Raw genomic sequence first — 20,533 nt, 5'->3', positions numbered from 1 at the left:
CCGGCCGTCGGCTGGGCCGTCGGCTCAGTCGCCCGCCGGGCTACTGGTGAGATAGGTGGCGGCCATGTCCTCGTCGCCGTGGTCGGCGACGCCCTCGCCGAGGCGGTGCCGGATGGTGCGCAGCATCGGCAGGTCGAGTCCGGCCTCGTCGGCGGCGTCGTCGATGAGGCGGGCGTCCTTGGCTGCCAGGGCGAGCTTCATCGACGGGTCGAAGTCGCGGGCGATCATCATCGCACCCTTGGCCTGCAGATACGGCAGGTCGAGCGGGCCGCCGGCGACGGCGTCGAGAAACTGCTGCGGGTCGACGTCGAGGCCTTCGGCGAGCGCCACCGTCTCGGCGGTCGCTTCGACGAGCGACATCACCCACGCGTTGGCGACGAGCTTGAGCCTGCTGCCCGCGCCCACCTCGCCGACCCAGATCGTCTTCTTCCCGACCGCGTCGAACACGGCACCGGCCCGCCTGCGGACGTCCTCGGGACCGGAGGCGAGCACGACGAGGTCGCCGCTTTCCGCGGGTGCCTGGGTCCCCAGCACGGGTGCGTCGACGAACGTCACGTCGTGCGCCGCGGCCAGCTCGGCGAGCCGCTGGGTGCCGTCGACACCGACCGTGCTGGTCTGCAGCCACACGGCATCGGCGGCCAGGGAGTCCAGCTCGTCGCCCAGCGACTCGATGATCGCGCCCGTGTCGGCGAGCATCGTGACGACGACGTCGGCACCGGCCACGGCGGTGGCCACGTCGCCGACGACGACCGCACCGTCATCCGCCAACGGCTCGGCCTTCTCGCGCGAACGGTTCCACGCGCGCACCGGGAAACCGGCCTGCGCGAGGTTGCGCGCCATCGGCAGGCCCATCAGTCCGCCTGCGCCGAGGAAGGCCACGGTCGCAGCGCCGGCCTCGGCATCCGTAGCGGCGGTCTTCTTCGTGTCGGCCACGAGCTCGTCCCTCCACCTGCGACGGTACCGCGAACTCGGGCACCGCCACGTGTCGTACTGCTCCCCCTATGGTCGGCCATCTGCGGCACGCGCGCCTGTCGAGACGACCCGTCCGTTGACCTCTACCTTGGTAGAGATTCTACGTTCGGTTCATGACACTGACCTTGACCACGGCCGAAGTGGACTACCTCCGCTCGCAGCGCATCGGGAGGCTTGCGACCGTCGACTCCCGTGGCGCGCCGCAGAACAGCCCGGTGGGATACCGGATCGACCGGAGCGCGAGCACGGTCGACATCGGCGGCTACAACCTGGGCAAGACCCGCAAATTCCGGAACGTCCGCGGCAATCCGTACGTCTGCCTGGTGGTGGACGACCTCCCGTCGGTGGATCCATGGCGGGTGCGAGGCGTGGAGATCCGCGGCACGGCCGAAGCCATCGGGAACACCGAACCGCCCGCGGCGGGCGTGATGAGCCCCGAGGTCATCCGCATCATTCCACTGTGGATCGGCAGCTGGGGACTGGACGAGGCGAACCCCGGCATCCACGTCCGCAGGACCACCGACGAATCCGTGGCCTGAGCCCGGTGGCCCGGCACGGTCCCGCGCACCACTGCCGCATCCGGCTGCGGCACCCGTCGTCCGAGCAGCGCGCAAGCCCGCCGCGTCCGCGTTCAGGACTCGGCGAGCCGGGCGAGGCGGTCGACGGAGGCCTGCAGCTCGGCACTGGTCGTGGCACTCGCCAGTGCGATCCGGTTCTCGTCGGTGAGCTGCGACCAGTCGTAGGTGTGGGTGACCAGCGTGGAGGTGGCGTCGACGGGTTCGAGTTCCCACCGCCACCGGTGCCCGGGCGGCGCGTCGCCGGGTTCGGACGGCAGCCACTCGATCAGCCGCCCCTCCGCGAACCCGACCCGGTTCTCGCGGATGCCACCGTTGGTCAACGTCATGACGAACACCTCGCCCACCGCACGGACCCGCTGCCCGGCGGGCGCCTCGGCGAGGTTGTCGTTGCCGTCCCAGCGGGGCTGGAGCGACGGGTCGGCGATGAGGTCGAAGATCCGCTCGGCGTCAGCGGCAACCGTCCGCTGCGCGGTGACGACGTACGGGCTCGGCGTGGTCATGTCCACGATTGTGCCGCCCTGCGCCCGCGGGGCGAGATCCCGGCGGCCGTGACCCGGGTCACCCCGCCAGGGCGGCGACCTCGTCGGCACAACGCCAGGACACGGGACGTTCGGGCACGGGACGTTCGGCGCAGTGCAACAACCGCCCCGGCACGAACCGCACGCCCGTTCCCGGCACCTCGGCCGGCCGATGGCACTCCTCGACGATGGCGGCCGTCCACCGGGCGCAGCGGTGCGCGAATCGGCGCAGGAACAACATGCGTCGTCCGATCACCGGCAACCCGGCCCGGCGGGACGGCGGGTTCCGGGTGAGGTGAACCCGCTCACCGCGGCAGGGCCCGCACCGGCGACGTCGGCGCGGGCCCGCACCGCCTGGGTACCGTGAGATGCGTGCAGATTCGCGAATTCACCGATGCCGACTGGGACGCCGTGTGGCCGATCGTCCAGGAGGTCATCAAGGCAGAGGACACCTACGCCGTCGAGCCGGACCTGACACCCGAGCAGGCGTACGAGTTCTGGGTGGCGGGCCAGCACACCGTCGTGGCGGTCGACGACACCGGCGGTGGCGGCATTCTGGGTACCGCACACATGAGTCCGGTCCGCCCCGCACGCGGAAGCCACGTCGCGAACGCGAGCTTCATGGTCTCGAGCGCCGCGCGCGGCAAGGGCGTCGGCGAGGCGCTGGTGCGCTACGCGCTGGACCGGGCCCGCGCCGACGGTTACGCGGGCATGCAGTTCAACGCCGTCATCGAGACGAACACGTCGGCGGTGAAGCTGTACGAACGGCTCGGTTTCCGCATCATCGGCACGGTTCCCGGCGCGTTCGATCACCCGGTGCAGGGCCGCGTGGGCCTGCACATCATGTACATCGAGCTGTGAGCGCCGGGCAGCGCCCGGATCACGTCGTGAAGACGCGTTTCGCGAACCGCTGCCCGATGCGGCGATGCGCCTCGCCGTCGGGGTGCAGCGCGTCGGCAAGCGGCAGTTCGTCGTGATCGCCGAGACCGTACAGATCCCGACCGTCCACAATGAACAGATTCGGGTCGGTGCCGGCGCGGTGCTCGACGATCCGTTGCAGTGCCTCACGGATGGCCGTCAGCGTCAGCTTGCCCGCCGCGGCGTCGGCCGGGTCTCCCGTGGCGGCGAAGCGGATCCGCCCCTCGCGGAGCGCGTCGACGTCGAACGTTCCCGGGCCCGGGGTGTCCTCGTGGATCGGGCAGTACAGCGGCGAGACCACGAACAGCGGGGTGTCGGGGTGGCCGTCGCGGATCGTGTCGAGGAAACCGTGCACGGCCGGGGTGAACGCGCGGGTGCGCATGGCGTCGGCATTGACGAGATTGATGCCGATCTCGAGGCTGAGCACGTCCGCCGGCAGGTCACGGATGGTGCGGGCGACGAACGGGTCGAGCATCATGGCGCCGCTGTAGCCGAGGTTGACCAGGTCGACGTCGCCGGACGCGGCGGCGAGCGCGGTCCAGGTGCCGGCGCCGCTCGCGGCGTTGGATCCCTGGCTGATCGAACTGCCGTGGTGCAGCCACACGCGGCGGCCGGTGCGGCGCGCCGGCTCGACGGGTGCGTCGGCACGCAGGTCGGCGAGCTCGGCCCGTTCGTTGTGGGGCAGCCAGATCTCGACGTCCTTCGCGCCCTCGGGCAGACCGGTGAACGCGAGGGTGCCGACGGGGCCCTGTTCGACGTGCGATTCGCCGGTCGTCATGTCGACATGAACGACGTCGCCGCCGGTCGCGGTGGCCTGCGCGGCGAGCGTGCCGTCGACGAGCAGGTCGTAGACACCGTCGGGCCGGGGCGGCACCCCGCGGTACACCTTCCGCGTGCGGACGACGTCGAGCTCGATCGAACTCGCGGAGGTCCGCAGCGCGAGGCGTACCCCGGCGGGCTGCGTCTCCGCCTGAGCCAGCTGGGCACCCTCGCCCCGGCCGTCGAAGCACTGCGCACGCGCCCACGCGGGCAGTCGATGCGCCAGCACGCCGCGGTCGGTGCGTTCGAGTTCGAGGGCTCCGGCGACGAGTTCGCCAGTGATGGGAATGCTGGTCAACGCGGACGTCATGGCCGCAGCCTGTCACGGGCCGGCCCCGCCTCGCACGCGGGTTTTGCAGTCACGTCAGCACGAATCCGCCGGGAACGGCTTCCGCTCCCGCGCCTGCCGCGCGGCGCGAATCACACCGCTACGGCTTGCGGCCGACGGCGGCGGCGATGCAGTGGGCCGCGGACGGCAGCTCGTCCACGCGGGGTCCGTCGGGCCACCAGTCGTCGTTGACGACCAGGCCCGGTTCGATCAGGTCGAGACCCCCGAGTATCTCCATGATCTCCGCGCGCGTCCGCCAGTAGCCACGGCCGGTACCGCCCGCGCCCCGCATGATCTCCTGCACGCGCATGGCGGTCTCGGTGTGCTCGTTCTCCGGATCGAGAAAGTGCGTGAACGCGACGTAGGAACCCGACGGCAGCGCGTCGATGTAGGCGCGCATGACGTCGGCGGGCGGAAGGCCGAACTCGGCGTCGTGGTGGTGCAGCGTGGCCACCTGCAACAACCCCATCGGCCGGGAGAAGTCGAGGAACTCCCGGACCGTCGCGTTGTCGAGCACCTGCTCGGGCCGGAAGATGTCGGCGCCGACGAAGCGGGTGTGGGCGTTCTCCTCGAGGATCGCGCGGCCGTGCGCGAGCACCACGGGGTCGTTGTCGACGTAGACCACGCGCGCCTCGTCGTTGAGCCGCTGCACGACCTCGTGCGTGTTCTCCGCGGTCGGCAGTCCGGAACCGCAGTCGAGGAACTGGTCGAGGCCCACCTTGGCGGCGAGGAAGCGCGCGACCCGGATGAGGAACATCCGGTTGCTGATCGCGATCTGGCGGACCTCCGGCACGGCCTCGTCCATGCGGTGGATCAGCTCACGGTCGACCTCGTAGTTCGTCTTCCCGCCGATGGCGTAATCGTAGGCGCGGGCGATGCTCGGCGTCGTGGTGTCGATGCTCACCACGCCGGACTGGGCGGATTCGGACTCGGAGCGGGAAGCGGACATTCGAGCTGACCTCGCTACACGGGAACGTCACGACGGCAGGGGACCTCGGGTACGCAGCGTAGCCCAACCGCCGGTGCGGCGGTCACGGCACCGGGGTCGAAACCGAGATCAACGGGGTTGCGGCCGGGGCAGGGCTATCGGCGTTCCGGTGAGCGGGTCGTTGATGACGGCACAGCTCAGCGAGAAGACGGATTCGATGGTGTCCGGCGTGAGGACGTCGGCAGGGGGTCCTTCGGCGGCGATGCGGCCGTCCTTGACGGCGACGAGGTGGTGGGCGTAGCGGCTGGCGAGGTTCAGATCGTGCAGTACGAGGACCGTGGTGCGGCCGAGCGTGGCGTTGAGGTGGGTGAGCAGCTCGAGCAGATCGACCTGGTGGGCCAGGTCGAGGTAGGTGGTGGGTTCGTCGAGGAGCATGACGTCGGGCTCCTGGGCGAGAGCGAGCGCGAGCCACGCCCGTTGCCGCTGGCCACCGGAGAGTTCGTCGACCGGCCGCTCGGCGAGGTCAGTGATGCCGGTGGCCTCCATCGCGGCTGCGATCGCGGCGCTGTCGGCCTCGGTGTGCTGACGGAACCAGCGCTGGTGCGGATGTCGCCCGCGGCCGACGAGGTCCGACACCGTGATGCCGTCCGGGGCGAGCGGCTGCTGCGGCAACAGCCCGAGGCGCTGGGCCAGGGTTCGGGCTCCCAGCCGCGCCATGTCGCGGCCGTCGAGCAGGACGGAACCGCGGCGTGGGGCCATCAACCGTGCGAGCCCTCGCAGCAGGGTGGATTTGCCGCTGCCGTTGGCGCCGACGATCACCGTGATCCGGCCGGGCGGCACGGCGACGGACACGTCGCGGACGACGTGACGGTCCCCGTAGGCGAGGGTGAGATCGCTGGTCGACAGCGTGGTGGCCGTCGCACTGGCCGACAGCGTGCCGGCCGACAGCGTGGTGGCCGACAGCGTGGTGGCCGGGGTCGAATCAGGGTTCATCCGGTGTGTCCGATCCGGTTGGCACGGGCGAGGAGGTAGAGCAGAACCGGTGCGCCGATGACTCCGGTCACGGCGCCGACGGGAAGTTCGGTGGGCGCGAACAGGAGCCGGGCCGCGAGGTCCGAGCCGATCACGAGCAGTGCGCCCGTCGCTGCGGCCGTCCCGAGCGGGACCGGCCGTCCCGGCAGCAACCTGCGCGTGATCTGTGGTGCGACGAGCGCGACGAATCCGATCGGCCCGGCTGCCGCGGTGGCCATCGCGGCGAGGACGACGGCAGTGGTGATCAGGCTCAGTCTGATCCTCCGCGTCCCTCCCGACAGGGCGCGGGACAGATCGTCGCCCAGTTCGAGCACCCGGAGGTGACGGCCGAGCACCAGCAGCACCGGCACGACGACCGCTAGCGTGCCGGCGATGACCGCGACGTGCAGGGTCCCGCGGTTGGCCAGACTTCCGGTCAGCCAGGACGCCGCGTTCAGCACCTGGCGGTAGTCGGCCTGGATCAGCAGATAGGACGTCCCCGAGGAGAGCATGGCCGCGATCCCGATGCCCACCAGCACGAGCCGGTAGCCGCTGAGCCCGTGGTTGAGTGCGATGAGGACGATCGCCGCTCCGGTCAGCAATGCTCCGGCCAGCGCGCCCAGCACGAGGCTCGCTCCCGCACCGCCCAGGACGGTGATCACGAACAGGGCGCCGAAGGACGCACCGGCGTTCACTCCGATGACGTCCGGACTGACCAGTGGGTTCGCTGCGATCCGCTGCAGAATCGCCCCGGAGACGCCGAACGCGGCGCCGACCCCGAGTGCGGTCACCGCGCGCGGCAGCCGGTCCCGGACGACGACGTCGTACTCGATGAGGGTGCCGCCACCTCCGAGCACCCGCAGGGTGTCGGCCAACCGCAGGTCGAACTCCCCGAGACCGAGGGACAGCGCCAGGACTCCCCCGGCACACAGCCAGAGCACCGACGTCAGCACCGTCGAGCGCCGGCTGAACCGGAACACGAGGCCGTGGCGGGCGATGCGCACGTGGAACGTGTCTCGCCGGGTGGCCGTCACAGCTGTGCCACCTTCCGACGGCGTACCAGGTAGAGGAAGAACGGTGCACCCGCGAGCCCGGTCACGATGCCCACCTGCAGCTGCTCCGGTTGCACCAGCATCCGGCCGACCACATCGGCGAGCAGCAGCAGGATCGGTCCCAGCACTACGCAGTACGGCATGATCCACCGGTAGTCGGGTCCGGTCAGAGCTCGTGCGATGTGCGGGACGGCCAGACCGACGAATCCGACCGGGCCTGCGATCACGGTCGCCGCCCCGGCGAGCAGCAGGACCGCGACGGCCGACAGCACCCGGACGACCACCAGCCGCGCCCCCAGGCTGCGCGCCATGTCCTCCCCCAGCGCGAGCAGGTTGAGACTGCCGCCGACCGCCACCGCCAGGAGGGAACCGGCCGCGAGGAACGGGCCGACCGTGGCCAGCGCGTCGCTCCCGGCACGGGTGAGCGAGCCGATCGCCCAGAATCGGTACTCGTCGAGCGTGGCCGCGTCGAGCAGGGTGACGATCGTGGTCATCGACCCGACCATGGCGGTCAGCGCCGCCCCTGCCAGTGCCAGTTTCACCGGCGTCGCACCGCCTCCGCCGAGCGAGCCGAGGGTGTAGACCACCACCGCGGCCACCCCGGCACCGGCGAACGCGAACCACAGGTAGCCGTTCACGGCGGTCACACCGAGACCGATCGCCACCACGACGGCGAACGATGCTCCGGAGTTGATGCCCAGAATTCCCGGACCTGCCAACGGATTACGGGTGAGGCCTTGCATGAGTGCACCGGCGACGCCCAGCGCACTGCCCGCCAGCAGTCCGGTGAGTGTCCGCGGGATCCGCACGTGCCACACGATCGCGTCCACGTCGCCGCCGTTTCCGGGCGATACGACCGCGGACAGCACGCTCGAGACCGAAGCGGGATACGTACCGACCACAAGGGACAGCACGCAGGTCGCCACGAGAAGCAGTACCGCCGAGGCCGCCCGCACCACGGTCGAGGACCGGCCGCCGTTCGGCGAGCCCGGGCCGGAACACGGAGCGGTTCCCCGATCGCCCGGTCCGCCGCCGTCGTCCGCTCCGCCGCTGTCATCCTGGCCGCCGTCGCCCGGTCCGCCGCTGCCCGGGCGAGACCGCGCTGACCGGGCCGTTCCGGCGTCGGCCACGCCGCCGCTAGTCAACGAGGCCGCCGCTAGTCAACGAGATCGGGGTGGAGCAGCGACGCGACCAGCTCGATGCTGTGTGCGGCACGGATTCCCGCGGAGCGGTTGGCGAACAGGAACGGGTGCACGGCGTCGTCGGCTACTGCGGTCACGCCTGCCAGCGCCGGATCACCCTCGATGGCCCCGACCTCGGATCGCGCGTCCTGCTCGGTCAGTTGCCCGTCGCAGCACGCGTCGGTCAGGATGACGTCGGGGTCACGCTCGACCAGTTTCTCGGCGCCGATCTCGACATTGCGCTTCTCCGCCAGGTCGCCGAACACGTTCGTGCCGCCCGCACGGTCGATGATGTGCGACCCGAAGTCGGTCCCGCTCGCGACCCGGTAACTGCCGTCCGCCTCGGGCGAGACGATGGCGACCGACGGCCGGTCGGCGTCGGCGACCTTGTCCTCGACCGCGGCGATCCGTTCCTTCAGATCGCCGATCACCTCCGCCGCGGTGTCTTCGACACCGAACAGCGCGCCGAGGTCACGCAGGTCCCGGTAGATGGTCTCGACCTCCACCTCGGCCGGGTCGATCGACCGGTCGGTGAGACCGTCCTCGCTCGGGCAGAGCGGCGAGAGAATCCAGCTCTGTACACCCAATTCGCGCAGGCTCGCACGGGTGCCGACCGAGCTGTCCGCGCTCTCCTCTGCGAAGAAGCCGTTGAATCCGGACAGCACGAAGTCCGGCTCGGTGTGCAACAGGGCCTCCCTGCTCGGGAGGCTGGGCACGTAATCCACGTCCGCCTGCTGGTCCACGTACTCGGGCAGGACCTTCGCGTCCAGGAACGCCGTCCCGACGAGCCGGTCGGTGATGCCGAGTGCGTGGGCGAGTTCGATCGCAGGCTGATAGGCCGCGTAGACGCGCTCCGGCGGATCCGCCACGGACACATCGATCCCGCAGTTGTTCCTGCTGGTCGTGTCGGCGCCCGTGGCAGCCGAGCGGGGTTCCGGCGGAGCGCAACCGGCCAGTGCCAGGGCGCACCCGGCGAGTATCGCGACAGCAGTGCGCACACGGTGCGGTGGCAATGACAAGTGTCAGCCCACCCTTCCAGGTCCTCGTGGAATCGGGTCGTACGGTGCCGTGGCCGGTCTCCTGGCTGACGGGTCCTGCCGCGCTGCGCCTGCCTTCCCGGAACATTCGTTCCAGTGACCCACTCGTCGAGTGGCACAGCACTTCCCGATCACAGTGGCGAGGGCCGCTCCGGTTTGCCACCGGATTCCCGATCACCACGGCCCGATGAACGTAACAGACCCGTCCACACTCCAGGATGTGTCGGACCCCACACCGAACCGGCACGATTACGGGCCCGGCACAGTTGCGGACCCGGCGTCACCACAGACCACATTGGACACCGGGCCATCGGCATCGGGTACCGACGTCGGCACCGACCGGGGCGTCGCATGCCGTGTCCTCGAAACCCGCGATCGACCACCGGTGGCCTGCGCCGGACCCGGCACGTGGCGAGCCGGACCGCGGCGGACTCCACGCGGGTCACCGAGGAAGACCACGGCACCACGAGAGTCCACTGTGGCCGGACGCTCACCACGCCCTGCGGTCATCGTGGTCATGCGCGACGCCGCACTCACGGGACGTCCAACCGACTGGTTGGCCGGTAGGCCTGAGGGTCGGCATCTTCTGCCACGAACCCGACCGGCCGGTCGGTCGTCGCACGGCCGGCTGCCCGCGGTCCTTCGTCGTTGACCGTTGACCGTTGACCGTTGACCGTTGACCGTTGACGCAGCGCACAACATCGCACAGGATGAACTTCCCGCCCGAGGAAGCACCCGAGCTCACACGGCTCACCTGTCATGAGGTGATGAGATGAGTGCCCCGTCGCTGGCGCAACTCGCGGAGCATCGCGGCCGCGCCATCCTGGACGACACCGACGACGCCGGACAGACGGTCGACGCCTGCACCGGCACGCTGCGTCCCCACTCCCTCACCGTGAAGAGCGGCGTCTCGCACCTCGCCACCAGGTTGGTGCACGTCCGGCTGCAGGACACCTCGGTCAATCGGCTGCGCTACGGCACCGAAGTCACCGTCAGTTCCGGCGACGGCGCACTCGACGACTATCTGCTCACGCTTCCCCTGTCGGGCCACGGCACGTTCCGCTACGGCAACGACGTCGCCACCGCTTCGCCCGACCGCGGCGTCATCATCGGCCCCCACCGCGAGTTCGCGTTCGACTTCGGCCCGACCTGGGACCAACTGGTCATCCGGCTCGACCGCGATCGAGTCGAGTCCGCCGCGGCGGCGTTGACCGGCGACATCGGTCCCGTCGACTTCGACCTCCCGCTCGCTCCGGACGTGGCGACGCTCGACGGCCTGCTGGAATCGGCACTGAGCCTCGTCGGCTCCGAGACCACCGGCCATCACCCGCAACTGGTGTGGCAGTTCGAGCAATTGATTCTCGAGACGCTGCTCGTCACCCAGCCGAACAACCGGACCCGCATGACCGACACCGCTCGGAGTCGGCCGAACTCGCCACGCGTACGCCAGGCGATGGAGTTCATGCTCGAGCGGCTGAGCGAACCACTGGCCGTCACGGCCGTCGCCGAGGCATGCGACACGAGTGTCCGAACCCTGCAGCAGGCGTTCCGGCGCGAGATCGGTTCCTCACCGTTGCAATGGCTCCGCCAGCAGCGGCTGGAACGCGCACATGCGCTGCTGACCACGGGAGCACTCGGGCTGTCGGTCACCGATGTCGCCTACCGCTGCGGTTTCTTCCACCTCGGCGAGTTCGGCACCGCGTTTCGCCGCCGTTTCGGCACCACACCCTCGAAACTCCTGGCCACACGGCACTGACCCACGGTCTCGAATCGGCACTGACCCACGGTCTCGATCCAGTTCCTGCCCGCGGTGCGGCCCGCTGCGTGATGCTGCGTAATTCCGAGAACGGCTCGGCGTTCATCCGATATCCGTGTGCCTTGCATCACGCGATGGTGGAGGAATGCAGATCGCACTCCTTCAACTCGCCAGTCCGGGCGAGGAGTCCGTCGAGGACCGGATCGCCCGCGTGACCGGCATGATCGACGCCGAGCACGGTCTTCACGACACCGACGTGCTCATCCTTCCGGAGATGTGGACCGCCGGATACTTCTCGTTCGAGGAGTACGCGTCCCGCGCCGAGCCGTTCGACGGTCCCACCCTCACGGCCGCACGCGGGTGGGCGCGTGCCTTCGACCTGTTCGTCCATCTCGGAAGCTTCGTGGAGGCCGGTTCCGACGGCCGCCTCCACAACACCTCGGCCGTCGTCGCCCCCGACGGGGCCGTCGTCACGACCTACCGCAAGGTGCACCTGTTCGGCTACGGATCGCGGGAATCGGAGCTGCTCACCCCAGGCGATCAACTCGGTGTGGGTCACGTCGCCGGATCCACCGCGGGCATCACCACGTGTTACGACCTGCGGTTCCCCGAACTGTTCCGCAGCCTCGTCGACGACGGCGCCGAGCAGCTGCTCGTATGCGCCGCCTGGCCTGCGGCCAGGCTCGAGCACTGGCGGTTGTTCACCTCGGTCCGTGCCGTCGAACAGCAGGCCACCCTGATCGCCTGCAACGCCGTCGGCCGGCAGCACGACGTCGCGCTCGGTGGTCACAGTCGGGTCGTCGCGCCGACCGGCGAGGTTCTGGTGGAGGCAGGCACGGAAGAAGGCTTCACCTACGCCGACGTCGATTCCGCTCTCCCGCAGAAGATGCGCGCCGAATTCTCCGCACTCGCGGACCGGCGCTGGCCGGTGCCGGCCCCTGCGCCCGCCCCGGTGCCCGCGTCGTAGCCCACGTCGGTGCCCACATGGGTGCCCACGTCGGTGCCCACGTCGGTGCCCACGTCCCGGCGCCACTCCGGCAGGTTCCCGGCGCCATTCCTCATTCCGAACGCAACCACCGGCACGCAAGGAGAATCATGACCCGCACAGCCGCCGCGATCCGGCTACGAACCGTCGAGGGCGAGCCGGTCGACGTGACACCCGGCCGCCTCGTCGTCGCCGGCTACACCGGACGGGACCAGGCCGCAGTCCGGCACCACATCGACGAACTCGCAGCCATCGGTGTCCCCGAGCCGGACAGCATCCCGGCCTTCTACGAGTTGGACACCGACCTGCTCACCGTGGCCAACGACGTCGAGGTCGCCGGGGAGCAGACCTCGGGTGAAGTCGAGCCCGTCCTCATCCGCAGCGAAGGGCGCCACTACCTGACGGTGGGCAGCGACCACACCGACCGGGCGCTGGAACGGGACGACATCAAGACGTCCAAGGGCGCATGCCCGAAACCGATGGCCGGCACCGTCCTCGACCTGGGCGACCGGCCCGAGTCGCTTCCGTGGGACGAGATCACGGCCGGCTGCTGGCTGGACGGCGAGCTCTACCAGGACGGCGCCCTCGCCCAACTGCTTCCCATCACCCAGGTCCTCGCCGAATGGGACTCCTTCGGCGCCGGCACCGACTTCGACACCGACTTCGACACCGACGCCGACGATCTCGTCCTTTTCGGAGGGACGATGCCGCTCCTCGGCGGCGGGTTCCGGTTCGGCCGGGAATGGCGGATGCGCCTCCACGTTCCCGGTCAGCCAGCCGTCGAACTCACCTACACCAGTTCTGTGAGGGAAAACTGATGCGTACCAGTACCGACTACCTGCAGTCACTCGAGGACGGCCGCCGCGTCATCGTCGACGGTGAGCCGGTCAAGAACGTCGTCGAGCACCCGGCTTTCGCGCCGATCGCCCACACGATCGGGCGCCTCTTCGATCTGGCCGGCGATCCTGCCAACAACATGCAGACCGAGGATCCGGTCACCGGACGGGTCGCCAACCGCCTCTTCCTCCCGCCACGTGACGCCGAGGAGTTGACGGCCTACCGGGAAGCTGCTCAGGTCTGGGCCACCGAGACCCACGGTTTCGTGGGACGCTCTCCCGACCACGTCGGCGCCTTCCTCGCCGCATTCTCCAGCCATCCGGAGGCATTCGCCGACGACCGGGGTCCCGGCAAGAATCTGGCCGAGAACGTCCGCGCCTTCCATCGCCGCGTGGTCGACGACGACCTCTACGTCTCCTACTCGATCATCCCGCCGCAGGTCTCCCGTGCCACCACGGCGCACGCCTGGGAAGGCGACTTCATCCAGGTCGGCGTGAAGGAGGAACGGCCCGACGGGATCGTCGTGCAGGGCGCGCAGATGCTCGCCACCGGGGGCGCGGTGGCCGACGAGATCCTGGTCTCCTGCATCAAACCCCTGCAGGCCGAGGACGAGGACTTCGCGGTCAGCTTCACCGTCCCGGTCGACACCGACGGGCTGACGCTGTACTGCCGGCGCCCCTACGCCCCCGGAGCGAGCAGCGAGTACGACTACCCGCTCACGTCACGCTACGACGAGACCGACGCCCTCCTGGTGTTCGACGAGGTCTTCATCCCCTGGGAGAACGTCTTCGTCTACAAGGACGTGCCCGGCCTCCGCCAGCAGTTCTTCGGCACCGGAGCCCATGTTCTCGGGAACTGGCAGGCCCAGATCCGATTCGCCACCAAGCTGCGCTTCCTGGCCGGGCTGGCGCGCAAGGTCGCCGAGGTCAACGGCGTCGACAAATTCCCCGGCGTCGTGGAGAAGCTGGGCGAACTGGCCAGTCTGGTGTCGATTGTGGAATCTGGTGTGCTCGCCGCCGAACACACCGCCGAGAGCGACGACCAGGGGCTGTGCCGTCCCGGAGCGCGCGCACTGTACGGGGCCATGGGGTTGCAGTCCGAGATCCACCCACGGGTGATCGGCATCCTGCGCGACCTCGCAGGCGGCGGCGTCCTGCAGCTTCCCGCGAGCGTCGAGGAACTGCGCAGCGAGGCGACCCGCGAACACATGGACCGCTACGTCAGCAGCCCGGGCACCTCCGCCGAGGAACGGATCAAGCTGTTCAAGCTGGTCTGGGACGCCATCGGGTCGGAGTTCGCCGGCCGGCACCAGCAGTACGAACTCTTCTACGCGGGCGCGCCCTTCGTCGTGAAGGGCTACGCCTACCGCAACTACGGCTACGACCAGCCGCTCGCCGAGGTCGACGACTTCCTCGCGAGCTACGACAGCACCGGCATGGAGGCAGCGCGATGAGCAAGCCCGCAATCGAATTCACCGATATCACCGACATCGAGTACACGCTGTGCCCCGGCGACGATCCGCTGATCAAGGAACGGATCCTCGCCACCGACCCGGCGACCGGCGTCGCCACCAGGATCCTGCGCTACGAGCCGGGTGCCGACTCGACTCCGATCGGGGTGCAGAAACACGATTTCTGGGAGGAGGTCTACATCGTCGAGGGATCCTTCACGGACCTGACGCTGGGCCAGACCTTCCACGCCGGCCAGTTCGCCTGCCGGCCGCCGGGCATGCCGCACGGACCGTGGCGCTCCGAGGAGGGCGTGACCACCTACGAGGTCCGGTACCCGGCGCCGGCGGAGCAGTGAGATGACCGCCATGACTTCGCAACTGGTCGACCCCGCCACGATGCGGCAGACCATGGGGCGCTTCGCCACCGGTGTCGCGGTCATCACCACCGAGTCCGACGGCATCCCCCATGGCATGACCATGAACTCGTTGACCTCGGTGTCGCTGGATCCGCCGCTGCTGCTGGTGTGTTTCAACCACGGCGCGCGCAGTGCCACGGCGGCCACCGAATCGGGACGCTTCGTCGTCAACCTGCTCTCGCAACGGCAACAGCCGATCGCCATGCGGTTCGCGAGGCGTGGCGAGGACCATTTCGGCGGCCTCGGCCTGGAGTACGGCGACCACGGGGTTCCGGTGGTGCCGAATGCCTTGGCACACCTCGATTGCGAGGTCGGACAGGTCGTCGAAGCCGGCGATCACACGGTGGTCTTCGGCAGGGTCACCGACGTGTGCACCCGGGACGGCGACCCGCTCGGTTTCTATCAAGGCCGCTTCAGCGACATCACGCCCCACGGCGCCGAACCCGAGCACTGGTTCTTCTGATCGCCTCCGCCCCGGGCCGGGAGCCTCGGCCCGGGGCGGACGGGGCCACCTCGGCCACGCTTCTCGCGACACCGGTCGCTCGGGTTCCGATCCGCCCGGCGTTGTCGCCGATGCCGCCGCACCGACGCCACTGGGACGGGCGCGTCGGTCTTTTCCGCATCAGCCGAGCTGCACCCACGGGATGCAGCCTGACGAATGGAACACGTATGTCCCAGAGCATCGAAGACCAGGAGATCGGCGGCTCCGGCGAGCCCGACCGGCTCATCGAACGCGGCCCGGGTTATCGCGCCGGGCTGCGGGGTCTCCGACGTTCCCTCAACGTCTCGACGATCGGCGCCGGTGTCGTCGCCGCGGTCTTCGGCTGCACCGGCCCGGCACTGATCGTCGTCAACGGCGCCACCAACGCCGGACTCACCACCGCACAAACGGTGTCCTGGGTCAGCACGGTCTACCTGGTCGGCGGTTTCATCTCGCTGATCATGGCGCTGTACTACAAACAGCCGATCGTCGGCGCGTGGAGCATTCCCGCGGCGGCGCTGGTCGTCTCCAGCCTGGCCGACCACTCCCTCCCGGAGATGATCGGCGCCTACTTCACCGCCAGCGTCCTGGTGTTACTCCTCGGACTGTCCGGCTTCGTCCGCACCCTGGTGCGCTGGCTACCCATGCCGATCCTGATGGCCATGATCGGCGGTGTCCTGTTCAAGTACGCGCTCAGCATCGTCGGCGCCGCCGAGACCCGGCCGTTCCTGGTCGGTGCCGCAGTCGTCGGTTTCCTCCTGCTCAGCCGCTTCGTCAAGGCGGTCCCGGGAGTGATCGGCGCCCTCGCATTCGGCATCGTCGCAGCCGTGCTCACCGACTCGTTCGCCTCGGCCCAGGTCGGCACCGACTTCACCCTGCCCACCTGGGCCGGCGTGGACTTCAACCCGCTGACCATGCTGGGCGTGGGAATCCCGCTCGCACTGGTGATCCAGGCGGAGAACATCCAATCCATGGGTGTGCTCATCGCCGAGAAGTACCGTCCGCCGGTCAACAACATCACCGTGGTCAGCGGAACTGCCAGCCTGCTCGTCTCCGGGTTCGGTGGTCACAACGCCAGCATCGCCGGGCCGATGACCGCCATCTGCGGCTCCGACCAAGCCGGTTCCCACCACAACCGTCGCTACGCCGCAGCCGTCGTGAACGGCATCATCTTCGTCGTGTTCGGCTTCTTCGCCAGCATCGCCGTGGGCGTGGTCAGTGCACTCCCGAGTGAACTCATCTCCACCGTCGCCGGACTGGCGATGTTCGGCGTCCTCATCATCGCGTTCCGGGGCGCGTTCTCCGAAGGCCGATACAAGCTCGGCGCGCTGGTCGCCCTCGTCGTCGCCATGGGTGACGTCACGATCTTCGGCATCTCCAGCCCCTTCTGGGCACTCCTCGCCGGCCTCGGCGTCTCCCTCCTGCTCGAGTTCGACGACTTCAAGACCCGCTCACACGCCTGAGCGGCCGAAAGCGAACCTCCTGACGGAGTGGATGTGTCCGGCATTCACCCCGTCAGGAGGCCCTCGGTGGGCAACAGCTGCTGTTCGAGGTCCGACAGCTCAACCGTGATTCGCCACAATGGGTCCCGATAGCATCCAGCTGAGCCCAACACATCAGCGACGGCAGGCGACGCTTCGTACTCCGTCTCATCCTGCCTCGGCTCCCGCCGATACGCGCGGGGACCGGCCGCCAAACCACACATCGCGCGCAGGCTCGGCCGGAGCAAGGACAGCGGGCCGCACAGCGCCGCGAAGACGATCACACACAAGCCGAGGGGGTATCGAACCCGGGACTGTTCAGCTTGGTGTCGGTCGACATCTCGTCTCCTTTTGAAGGATTCCTGTTTGAGAATCCGATGTGTGGCGTTCCTGATCAAGGTGACGTCGAAGGATGGGTTCAGCCGGTATCGGTCGCCAGTGCGGCGGCGACAGTGTCGTGGGCGGTGCGGCTCGAGTGGGTGAACGCCTGGTGCTGCCGCTTGCGGTGCATGAAGTTCGGCGGCAGGTTCGCCAGGTCTGCGATGCCAGGGCAGATCGTGATCACGCGTGTCCCGCGAGCGGTGACTGTAGCGATCTCGGCGGCGAGGACGCCGGTCATCGGCCGGCGCAGACAGCGGTCTTCGAGGAACCCGCCGGGGCCAGGGATGCGGGCTCGGTCCGGTGAGGCCATCGGGGCGATGAGGTAGATCTCGTCGAAGTCGTCGTCGGCGAGCAGGTCGAGCGAGACGGTCGAGGCCGCACCGCCGTCGATGTAGGTGCGGCGGTGCGCGGTGACCGGCGGCATCCAACCCGGGATCGACCAGGACGCCTGCAAGGCGGTTGCCGGTGATACAGCGGGCGCACCGGGAGCGCCGAACGCGACCCGTTCTCCGGAATCGATGTCGAAGGCGACCATTCGAGCGGCAGAGTGGTCGAACCAGTCCCGGCCCGCGGTGAAACCGTCGGCCAGGCGCGCCAGCCAGCTCGGGTCGCCGCGGCCGATCGGAGCGATCCCGGCCAGTGCGGCCAGCCCACGCTGCGAGCGCAGCAGCCGCGGGTTGAGCGGTCGGGGAAGCGGTAGGGGCGGCAAGCTCGGCGGTGTGTCGGCGTGGTGGGAGCGCAGCCGTGGGTCATCGGCGTTGCCCTGCTGCATAGCCACTAGTTCGTCGACCGCGACGCCACTGGCGAGCATGGTCACCAGTTCGGCGCCTGCAGAGGTTCCCTGCAACAGGTCGGCGGTGCGCGGATCCCACTGGAGTTGTTCGGACAGCGCGCACAAGGCCGCGATGGTCCACGCCCTGCCGATCGTGCCGCCGCAGCCGAGTACCAGAGCCCGGGTGGTCATCGAACGCCGGTCTTGCGGGCTAGCGAGCGCTGGGAAGTGGTCTCGGCGGTGGCGGTGTGTTCCCGGGCATGACGTTCGATGCGGTCGAGGTAGGCACGTCGGCCCTCGGGGTCGATCCCGTTCAGTGCACGCCGGTCGTCGACGAGGCGGCGTAGGACGTTCTCGATGAATCGGGGAACCAGTGCCCGCACGAGTGACCAGCCGGGCGCCACCCAGCCCGGGACCGAGACCCGTTCGGGCCTGCGCCGCACGCTGTCGACGACGGCACGCGCGACGTCTTCGGGATCGACCGTCGGCATGCCCTTGCCCAGAGTCGCGCCCGAGGACAGTTCCGTGCGCACTGCCGAGGGCAGCACTGCGGTCACGGTGACACCGGTGCCCGCGTACTCGTGGCGCGCGGCCAGCGACAGCCCCAGCGCGGCGAACTTGGAACCGTTGTAGGTGACCATGCCCGGAATCGGGATCATCCCGGCCATCGACGCCACATTGACAATGTGGCCACGCCCTGCTTCGGCCATGCTGGGCAGCACCGCGCGCATTCCGTTGATGACACCGCGCACGTTGACGTCGAGGATGAGATCGGTGGTGGACTGGGTTTCCTCGATGAAGCCGCCGAGCGGCATGACCCCGGCGTTGTTGACCAGGATGTCGATTCGGCCTTCCTCCTCGATGACTTCGGCGAGGAATTCACGCCAGGATTCGGCGCTGGTCACGTCCAGGCGTGCGCTGCGGCAGTGCGGGATCGAGGCTGCGGTTGCGCAGGCGATATCGGTGTCGATGTCGCCGATCCACAGGTGCGCACCGCGCGCGCTGAACGCCTGCGCGGTGGCGGCGCCGATTCCGCGGCCGCCGCCGGTGATGATGACGACGACGCCGGTGAGATCGATTCGGGGTTTGCTGGACATTTGTGTCCTCATTCTGGATTCAGCGGGTCGATGATTCGGCGGAGTCGCGCGCGGGTGCGTTTCGGTTGATCAGGAAGTCGTGGTCGTCGGGTTCGGTGAGCATCGCGGTCATCGTCTTGCGGTCGAAGGGCCACAGGTCGATGGTGTTCTGCTCGGTGAAGTACCAGGAGTTGCAGCCGGTGTTCCACACGGTCGGGCCCATCGCCTCGGCTACCGCGTCGTTGAACCGGGTGGTGGCATCCTCGGTGACCTCGACGGTGTCGAACTCACCGGCCCGGAAACGCTCGAGCCAGCGGGTGATGTAGCGGGAGGTGAGTTCGGCGGCGTACTGCAGCGAGATCGACCCGGTCGGCGAATTCGGCCCGAGCACCGTGAACAGGTTCGGGAAACCGGGGATCGCGGACATGCGGTAGGCGCGTGGGCCCTTCTCCCACGCCTGATCGATGGTGAACCCGTCGCGGCCACGTAGGTTCATCGGGCGCATGTAGTTGTGCGGATGGAACCCGGTCGCGAAAACGATCAGGTCGATCTCGTGCTCACGCCCGTCGGCGGTGCGGATACCGGTCGGGGTGATCTCGGTGATCTCTTCGGTGACCAGTTCCGCGTTGGCTGCCTGGATGGCCTGGTAGTAGGTGCCCGAGACGACCTGCCGCTTGCACAGTGGCTGATAGTCGGGGGTCAGTGTTTCGCGCAGCTTCCGGTCGCGGACCTGCGCGCGCAACGACCAGCGCGCGAATCGCTGGACCAGTCTGCGCCGCCAGGTCGGACGCAGGACGACGTCGGCGAGAATCCCCGACGCCCACAGCGACACACCGTAGACCCGATCGCGCAGAGCCGGGAACGCCGAGAGCACCTTGGTCACCAGCGAGGACTGTCGCAATCCCATCGGCGCCCACAGCACCCACTGCGGGGAGCGGGCGAACTGGGTCAGTGTCGCCGCGTCCGGCTGTAGTGCCGACACGACCTGCACACCGGTCGAGCCGGATCCGATCACCGCGATCCGCTTGCCCTCGGTGACAATCGAGTCGTTCCAGCGCGCGGTGTGAACCGTGTCACCGGCAAATTCGTCCAGTCCCGGGATGTCGGGGGTGAACGGATGGTGCAGTACGCCGGTCGCGGCGATGACGAAGTCCGCGCGGTGTCGGGTGCCATCGGCGACGGTGACGTCCCAGCGGTTCCCGTCGAATACCGCGTCGGTGACCTCGCTGTCCAGGCGCAAGTGCTCGCGTAACCCGAACTTCTCGACCACGTCGGCGTGATAACGCTGGATTTCGTCTCCGGTGGCCCAGATCCGGCTCCAGTCCGCCTTCGGGGCGAACCCGAACTGGTACACCTGCGAGGGCACATCGCAAGTCAGTCCCGGATAGCGATTCCAGAACCACACCCCACCGACGTCGGAGCCTTTTTCCAGGATAACGAAATCCTCGAACCCGGCCTTCTTGAATGTCACCGCGGCGGCGATTCCGGCGACGCCGGCACCGATGATGATGATCGAGGGCTCGCGATATGGCTTCACAGTCATGGTCCGGCCTTTC

Annotated in this window: 21 protein-coding genes and 1 riboswitch; of the genes, 9 read left to right on the top strand and 12 right to left on the bottom strand. The window is 69.0% G+C overall.

Translation table 11 applies throughout. The features are described 5' to 3' along the window. Positions 1-24: 24 nt before the first annotated feature. The gene (locus tag LY41_RS18225) at positions 25-933 is read right to left on the bottom strand and encodes an NAD(P)-dependent oxidoreductase (protein ID WP_253865255.1); all 909 of its coding nucleotides are present in this window, start codon (positions 931-933) and stop codon (positions 25-27) included. Between the two features lie 152 nt (positions 934-1,085). Between LY41_RS18225 and LY41_RS18220 the strand changes: the two genes are divergently transcribed. Continuing rightward, positions 1,086-1,511 (top strand): PPOX class F420-dependent oxidoreductase, encoded by a 426-nt coding sequence (locus LY41_RS18220; RefSeq protein ID WP_253865254.1) that lies wholly within the window; start codon positions 1,086-1,088, stop codon positions 1,509-1,511. A gap of 92 nt (positions 1,512-1,603) precedes the next feature. Here LY41_RS18220 and LY41_RS18215 read toward each other — a convergent pair whose 3' ends face one another. Further along, positions 1,604-2,050, bottom strand: coding sequence for an SRPBCC family protein (locus LY41_RS18215; protein ID WP_253865253.1), 447 nt, complete (start codon positions 2,048-2,050; stop codon positions 1,604-1,606). A gap of 58 nt (positions 2,051-2,108) precedes the next feature. Continuing rightward, complete coding sequence (locus tag LY41_RS18210) at positions 2,109-2,309, bottom strand: hypothetical protein (RefSeq protein WP_253865252.1); 201 nt, start codon at positions 2,307-2,309, stop codon at positions 2,109-2,111. Positions 2,310-2,440: 131 nt separating this feature from the next. Between LY41_RS18210 and LY41_RS18205 the strand changes: the two genes are divergently transcribed. Then, on the top strand, positions 2,441-2,929 hold the full coding sequence (locus LY41_RS18205) for a GNAT family N-acetyltransferase (protein ID WP_253865251.1): 489 nt from the start codon (positions 2,441-2,443) through the stop codon (positions 2,927-2,929). A 19-nt stretch (positions 2,930-2,948) separates the two neighbouring features. On the opposite strand, the gene LY41_RS18200 is transcribed toward LY41_RS18205, so the two are convergent. From LY41_RS18200 to LY41_RS18175, 6 genes are all read right to left on the bottom strand, one after another. Further along, complete coding sequence (locus LY41_RS18200; RefSeq protein WP_253865250.1) at positions 2,949-4,115, bottom strand: SGNH/GDSL hydrolase family protein; 1,167 nt, start codon at positions 4,113-4,115, stop codon at positions 2,949-2,951. Positions 4,116-4,233: 118 nt separating this feature from the next. After that, positions 4,234-5,082, bottom strand: a complete 849-nt coding sequence (locus LY41_RS18195; protein WP_253865249.1) for an SAM-dependent methyltransferase — start codon at positions 5,080-5,082, stop codon at positions 4,234-4,236. A 108-nt stretch (positions 5,083-5,190) separates the two neighbouring features. Next, positions 5,191-6,054: an ABC transporter ATP-binding protein gene (locus LY41_RS18190; protein ID WP_253865248.1), complete on the bottom strand. Its 864-nt coding sequence runs from the start codon at positions 6,052-6,054 to the stop codon at positions 5,191-5,193. Then, positions 6,051-7,106 carry a FecCD family ABC transporter permease gene (locus tag LY41_RS18185; RefSeq protein ID WP_253865247.1) on the bottom strand — a complete coding sequence of 352 codons (1,056 nt, stop codon included), beginning with the start codon at positions 7,104-7,106 and terminating at the stop codon, positions 6,051-6,053. Before LY41_RS18185 ends, LY41_RS18190 begins: the two co-directional genes overlap by 4 nt. Next, positions 7,103-8,083 carry a FecCD family ABC transporter permease gene (locus LY41_RS18180; protein ID WP_253865246.1) on the bottom strand — a complete coding sequence of 327 codons (981 nt, stop codon included), beginning with the start codon at positions 8,081-8,083 and terminating at the stop codon, positions 7,103-7,105. Before LY41_RS18180 ends, LY41_RS18185 begins: the two co-directional genes overlap by 4 nt. 197 nt (positions 8,084-8,280) lie before the next feature. Continuing rightward, positions 8,281-9,174, bottom strand: coding sequence for an ABC transporter substrate-binding protein (locus tag LY41_RS18175; RefSeq protein WP_253865245.1), 894 nt, complete (start codon positions 9,172-9,174; stop codon positions 8,281-8,283). Positions 9,175-9,358: 184 nt separating this feature from the next. Next, positions 9,359-9,539, bottom strand: a riboswitch (cobalamin riboswitch). Between the two features lie 575 nt (positions 9,540-10,114). Between LY41_RS18175 and LY41_RS18170 the strand changes: the two genes are divergently transcribed. The 7 genes from LY41_RS18170 to LY41_RS18140 all read left to right on the top strand — a co-directional run bounded on the left by LY41_RS18170 (position 10,115) and on the right by LY41_RS18140 (position 16,730). Further along, positions 10,115-11,098, top strand: coding sequence for an AraC family transcriptional regulator (locus tag LY41_RS18170; protein WP_253865244.1), 984 nt, complete (start codon positions 10,115-10,117; stop codon positions 11,096-11,098). 145 nt (positions 11,099-11,243) lie between these two features. Continuing rightward, positions 11,244-12,065, top strand: a complete 822-nt coding sequence (locus tag LY41_RS18165; protein WP_253865243.1) for a nitrilase-related carbon-nitrogen hydrolase — start codon at positions 11,244-11,246, stop codon at positions 12,063-12,065. Between the two features lie 128 nt (positions 12,066-12,193). Further along, positions 12,194-12,901, top strand: a complete 708-nt coding sequence (locus tag LY41_RS18160; RefSeq protein ID WP_253865242.1) for a DUF2848 family protein — start codon at positions 12,194-12,196, stop codon at positions 12,899-12,901. After that, positions 12,901-14,373, top strand: coding sequence for a 4-hydroxyphenylacetate 3-hydroxylase family protein (locus tag LY41_RS18155; protein WP_253865241.1), 1,473 nt, complete (start codon positions 12,901-12,903; stop codon positions 14,371-14,373). Before LY41_RS18160 ends, LY41_RS18155 begins: the two co-directional genes overlap by 1 nt. Further along, a complete protein-coding gene (locus tag LY41_RS18150) occupies positions 14,370-14,726 on the top strand; it encodes a cupin domain-containing protein (protein WP_253865240.1) in 357 nt (118 codons plus the stop codon). Before LY41_RS18155 ends, LY41_RS18150 begins: the two co-directional genes overlap by 4 nt. A 1-nt stretch (position 14,727) precedes the next feature. Further along, on the top strand, positions 14,728-15,249 hold the full coding sequence (locus LY41_RS18145; protein ID WP_253865239.1) for a flavin reductase family protein: 522 nt from the start codon (positions 14,728-14,730) through the stop codon (positions 15,247-15,249). A 206-nt stretch (positions 15,250-15,455) separates the two neighbouring features. After that, positions 15,456-16,730 carry a benzoate/H(+) symporter BenE family transporter gene (locus LY41_RS18140; protein WP_253865238.1) on the top strand — a complete coding sequence of 425 codons (1,275 nt, stop codon included), beginning with the start codon at positions 15,456-15,458 and terminating at the stop codon, positions 16,728-16,730. A 436-nt stretch (positions 16,731-17,166) separates the two neighbouring features. Here the strand turns inward: LY41_RS18140 and LY41_RS18135 are convergent, their stop codons facing one another. The 3 genes from LY41_RS18135 to LY41_RS18125 are packed head-to-tail and all read right to left on the bottom strand — an operon-like array spanning position 17,167 to position 20,520. Then, positions 17,167-18,093 (bottom strand): patatin-like phospholipase family protein, encoded by a 927-nt coding sequence (locus LY41_RS18135; protein WP_253865237.1) that lies wholly within the window; start codon positions 18,091-18,093, stop codon positions 17,167-17,169. Further along, positions 18,090-18,998, bottom strand: a complete 909-nt coding sequence (locus tag LY41_RS18130; RefSeq protein WP_253865236.1) for an SDR family oxidoreductase — start codon at positions 18,996-18,998, stop codon at positions 18,090-18,092. The genes LY41_RS18135 and LY41_RS18130 overlap by 4 nt, the downstream gene beginning before the upstream one ends. Positions 18,999-19,017: 19 nt before the next feature. Beyond that, a complete protein-coding gene (locus tag LY41_RS18125; RefSeq protein WP_253865235.1) occupies positions 19,018-20,520 on the bottom strand; it encodes a flavin-containing monooxygenase in 1,503 nt (500 codons plus the stop codon). Positions 20,521-20,533 lie beyond the last annotated feature (13 nt).

The organism is Prauserella halophila (assembly GCF_024171895.1).
GTDB lineage: Bacteria > Actinomycetota > Actinomycetes > Mycobacteriales > Pseudonocardiaceae > Prauserella > Prauserella halophila.
The sequence above is the reverse complement of the archived record's forward strand: the minus strand, read 5'-3'. Positions and strand labels throughout refer to the sequence as shown.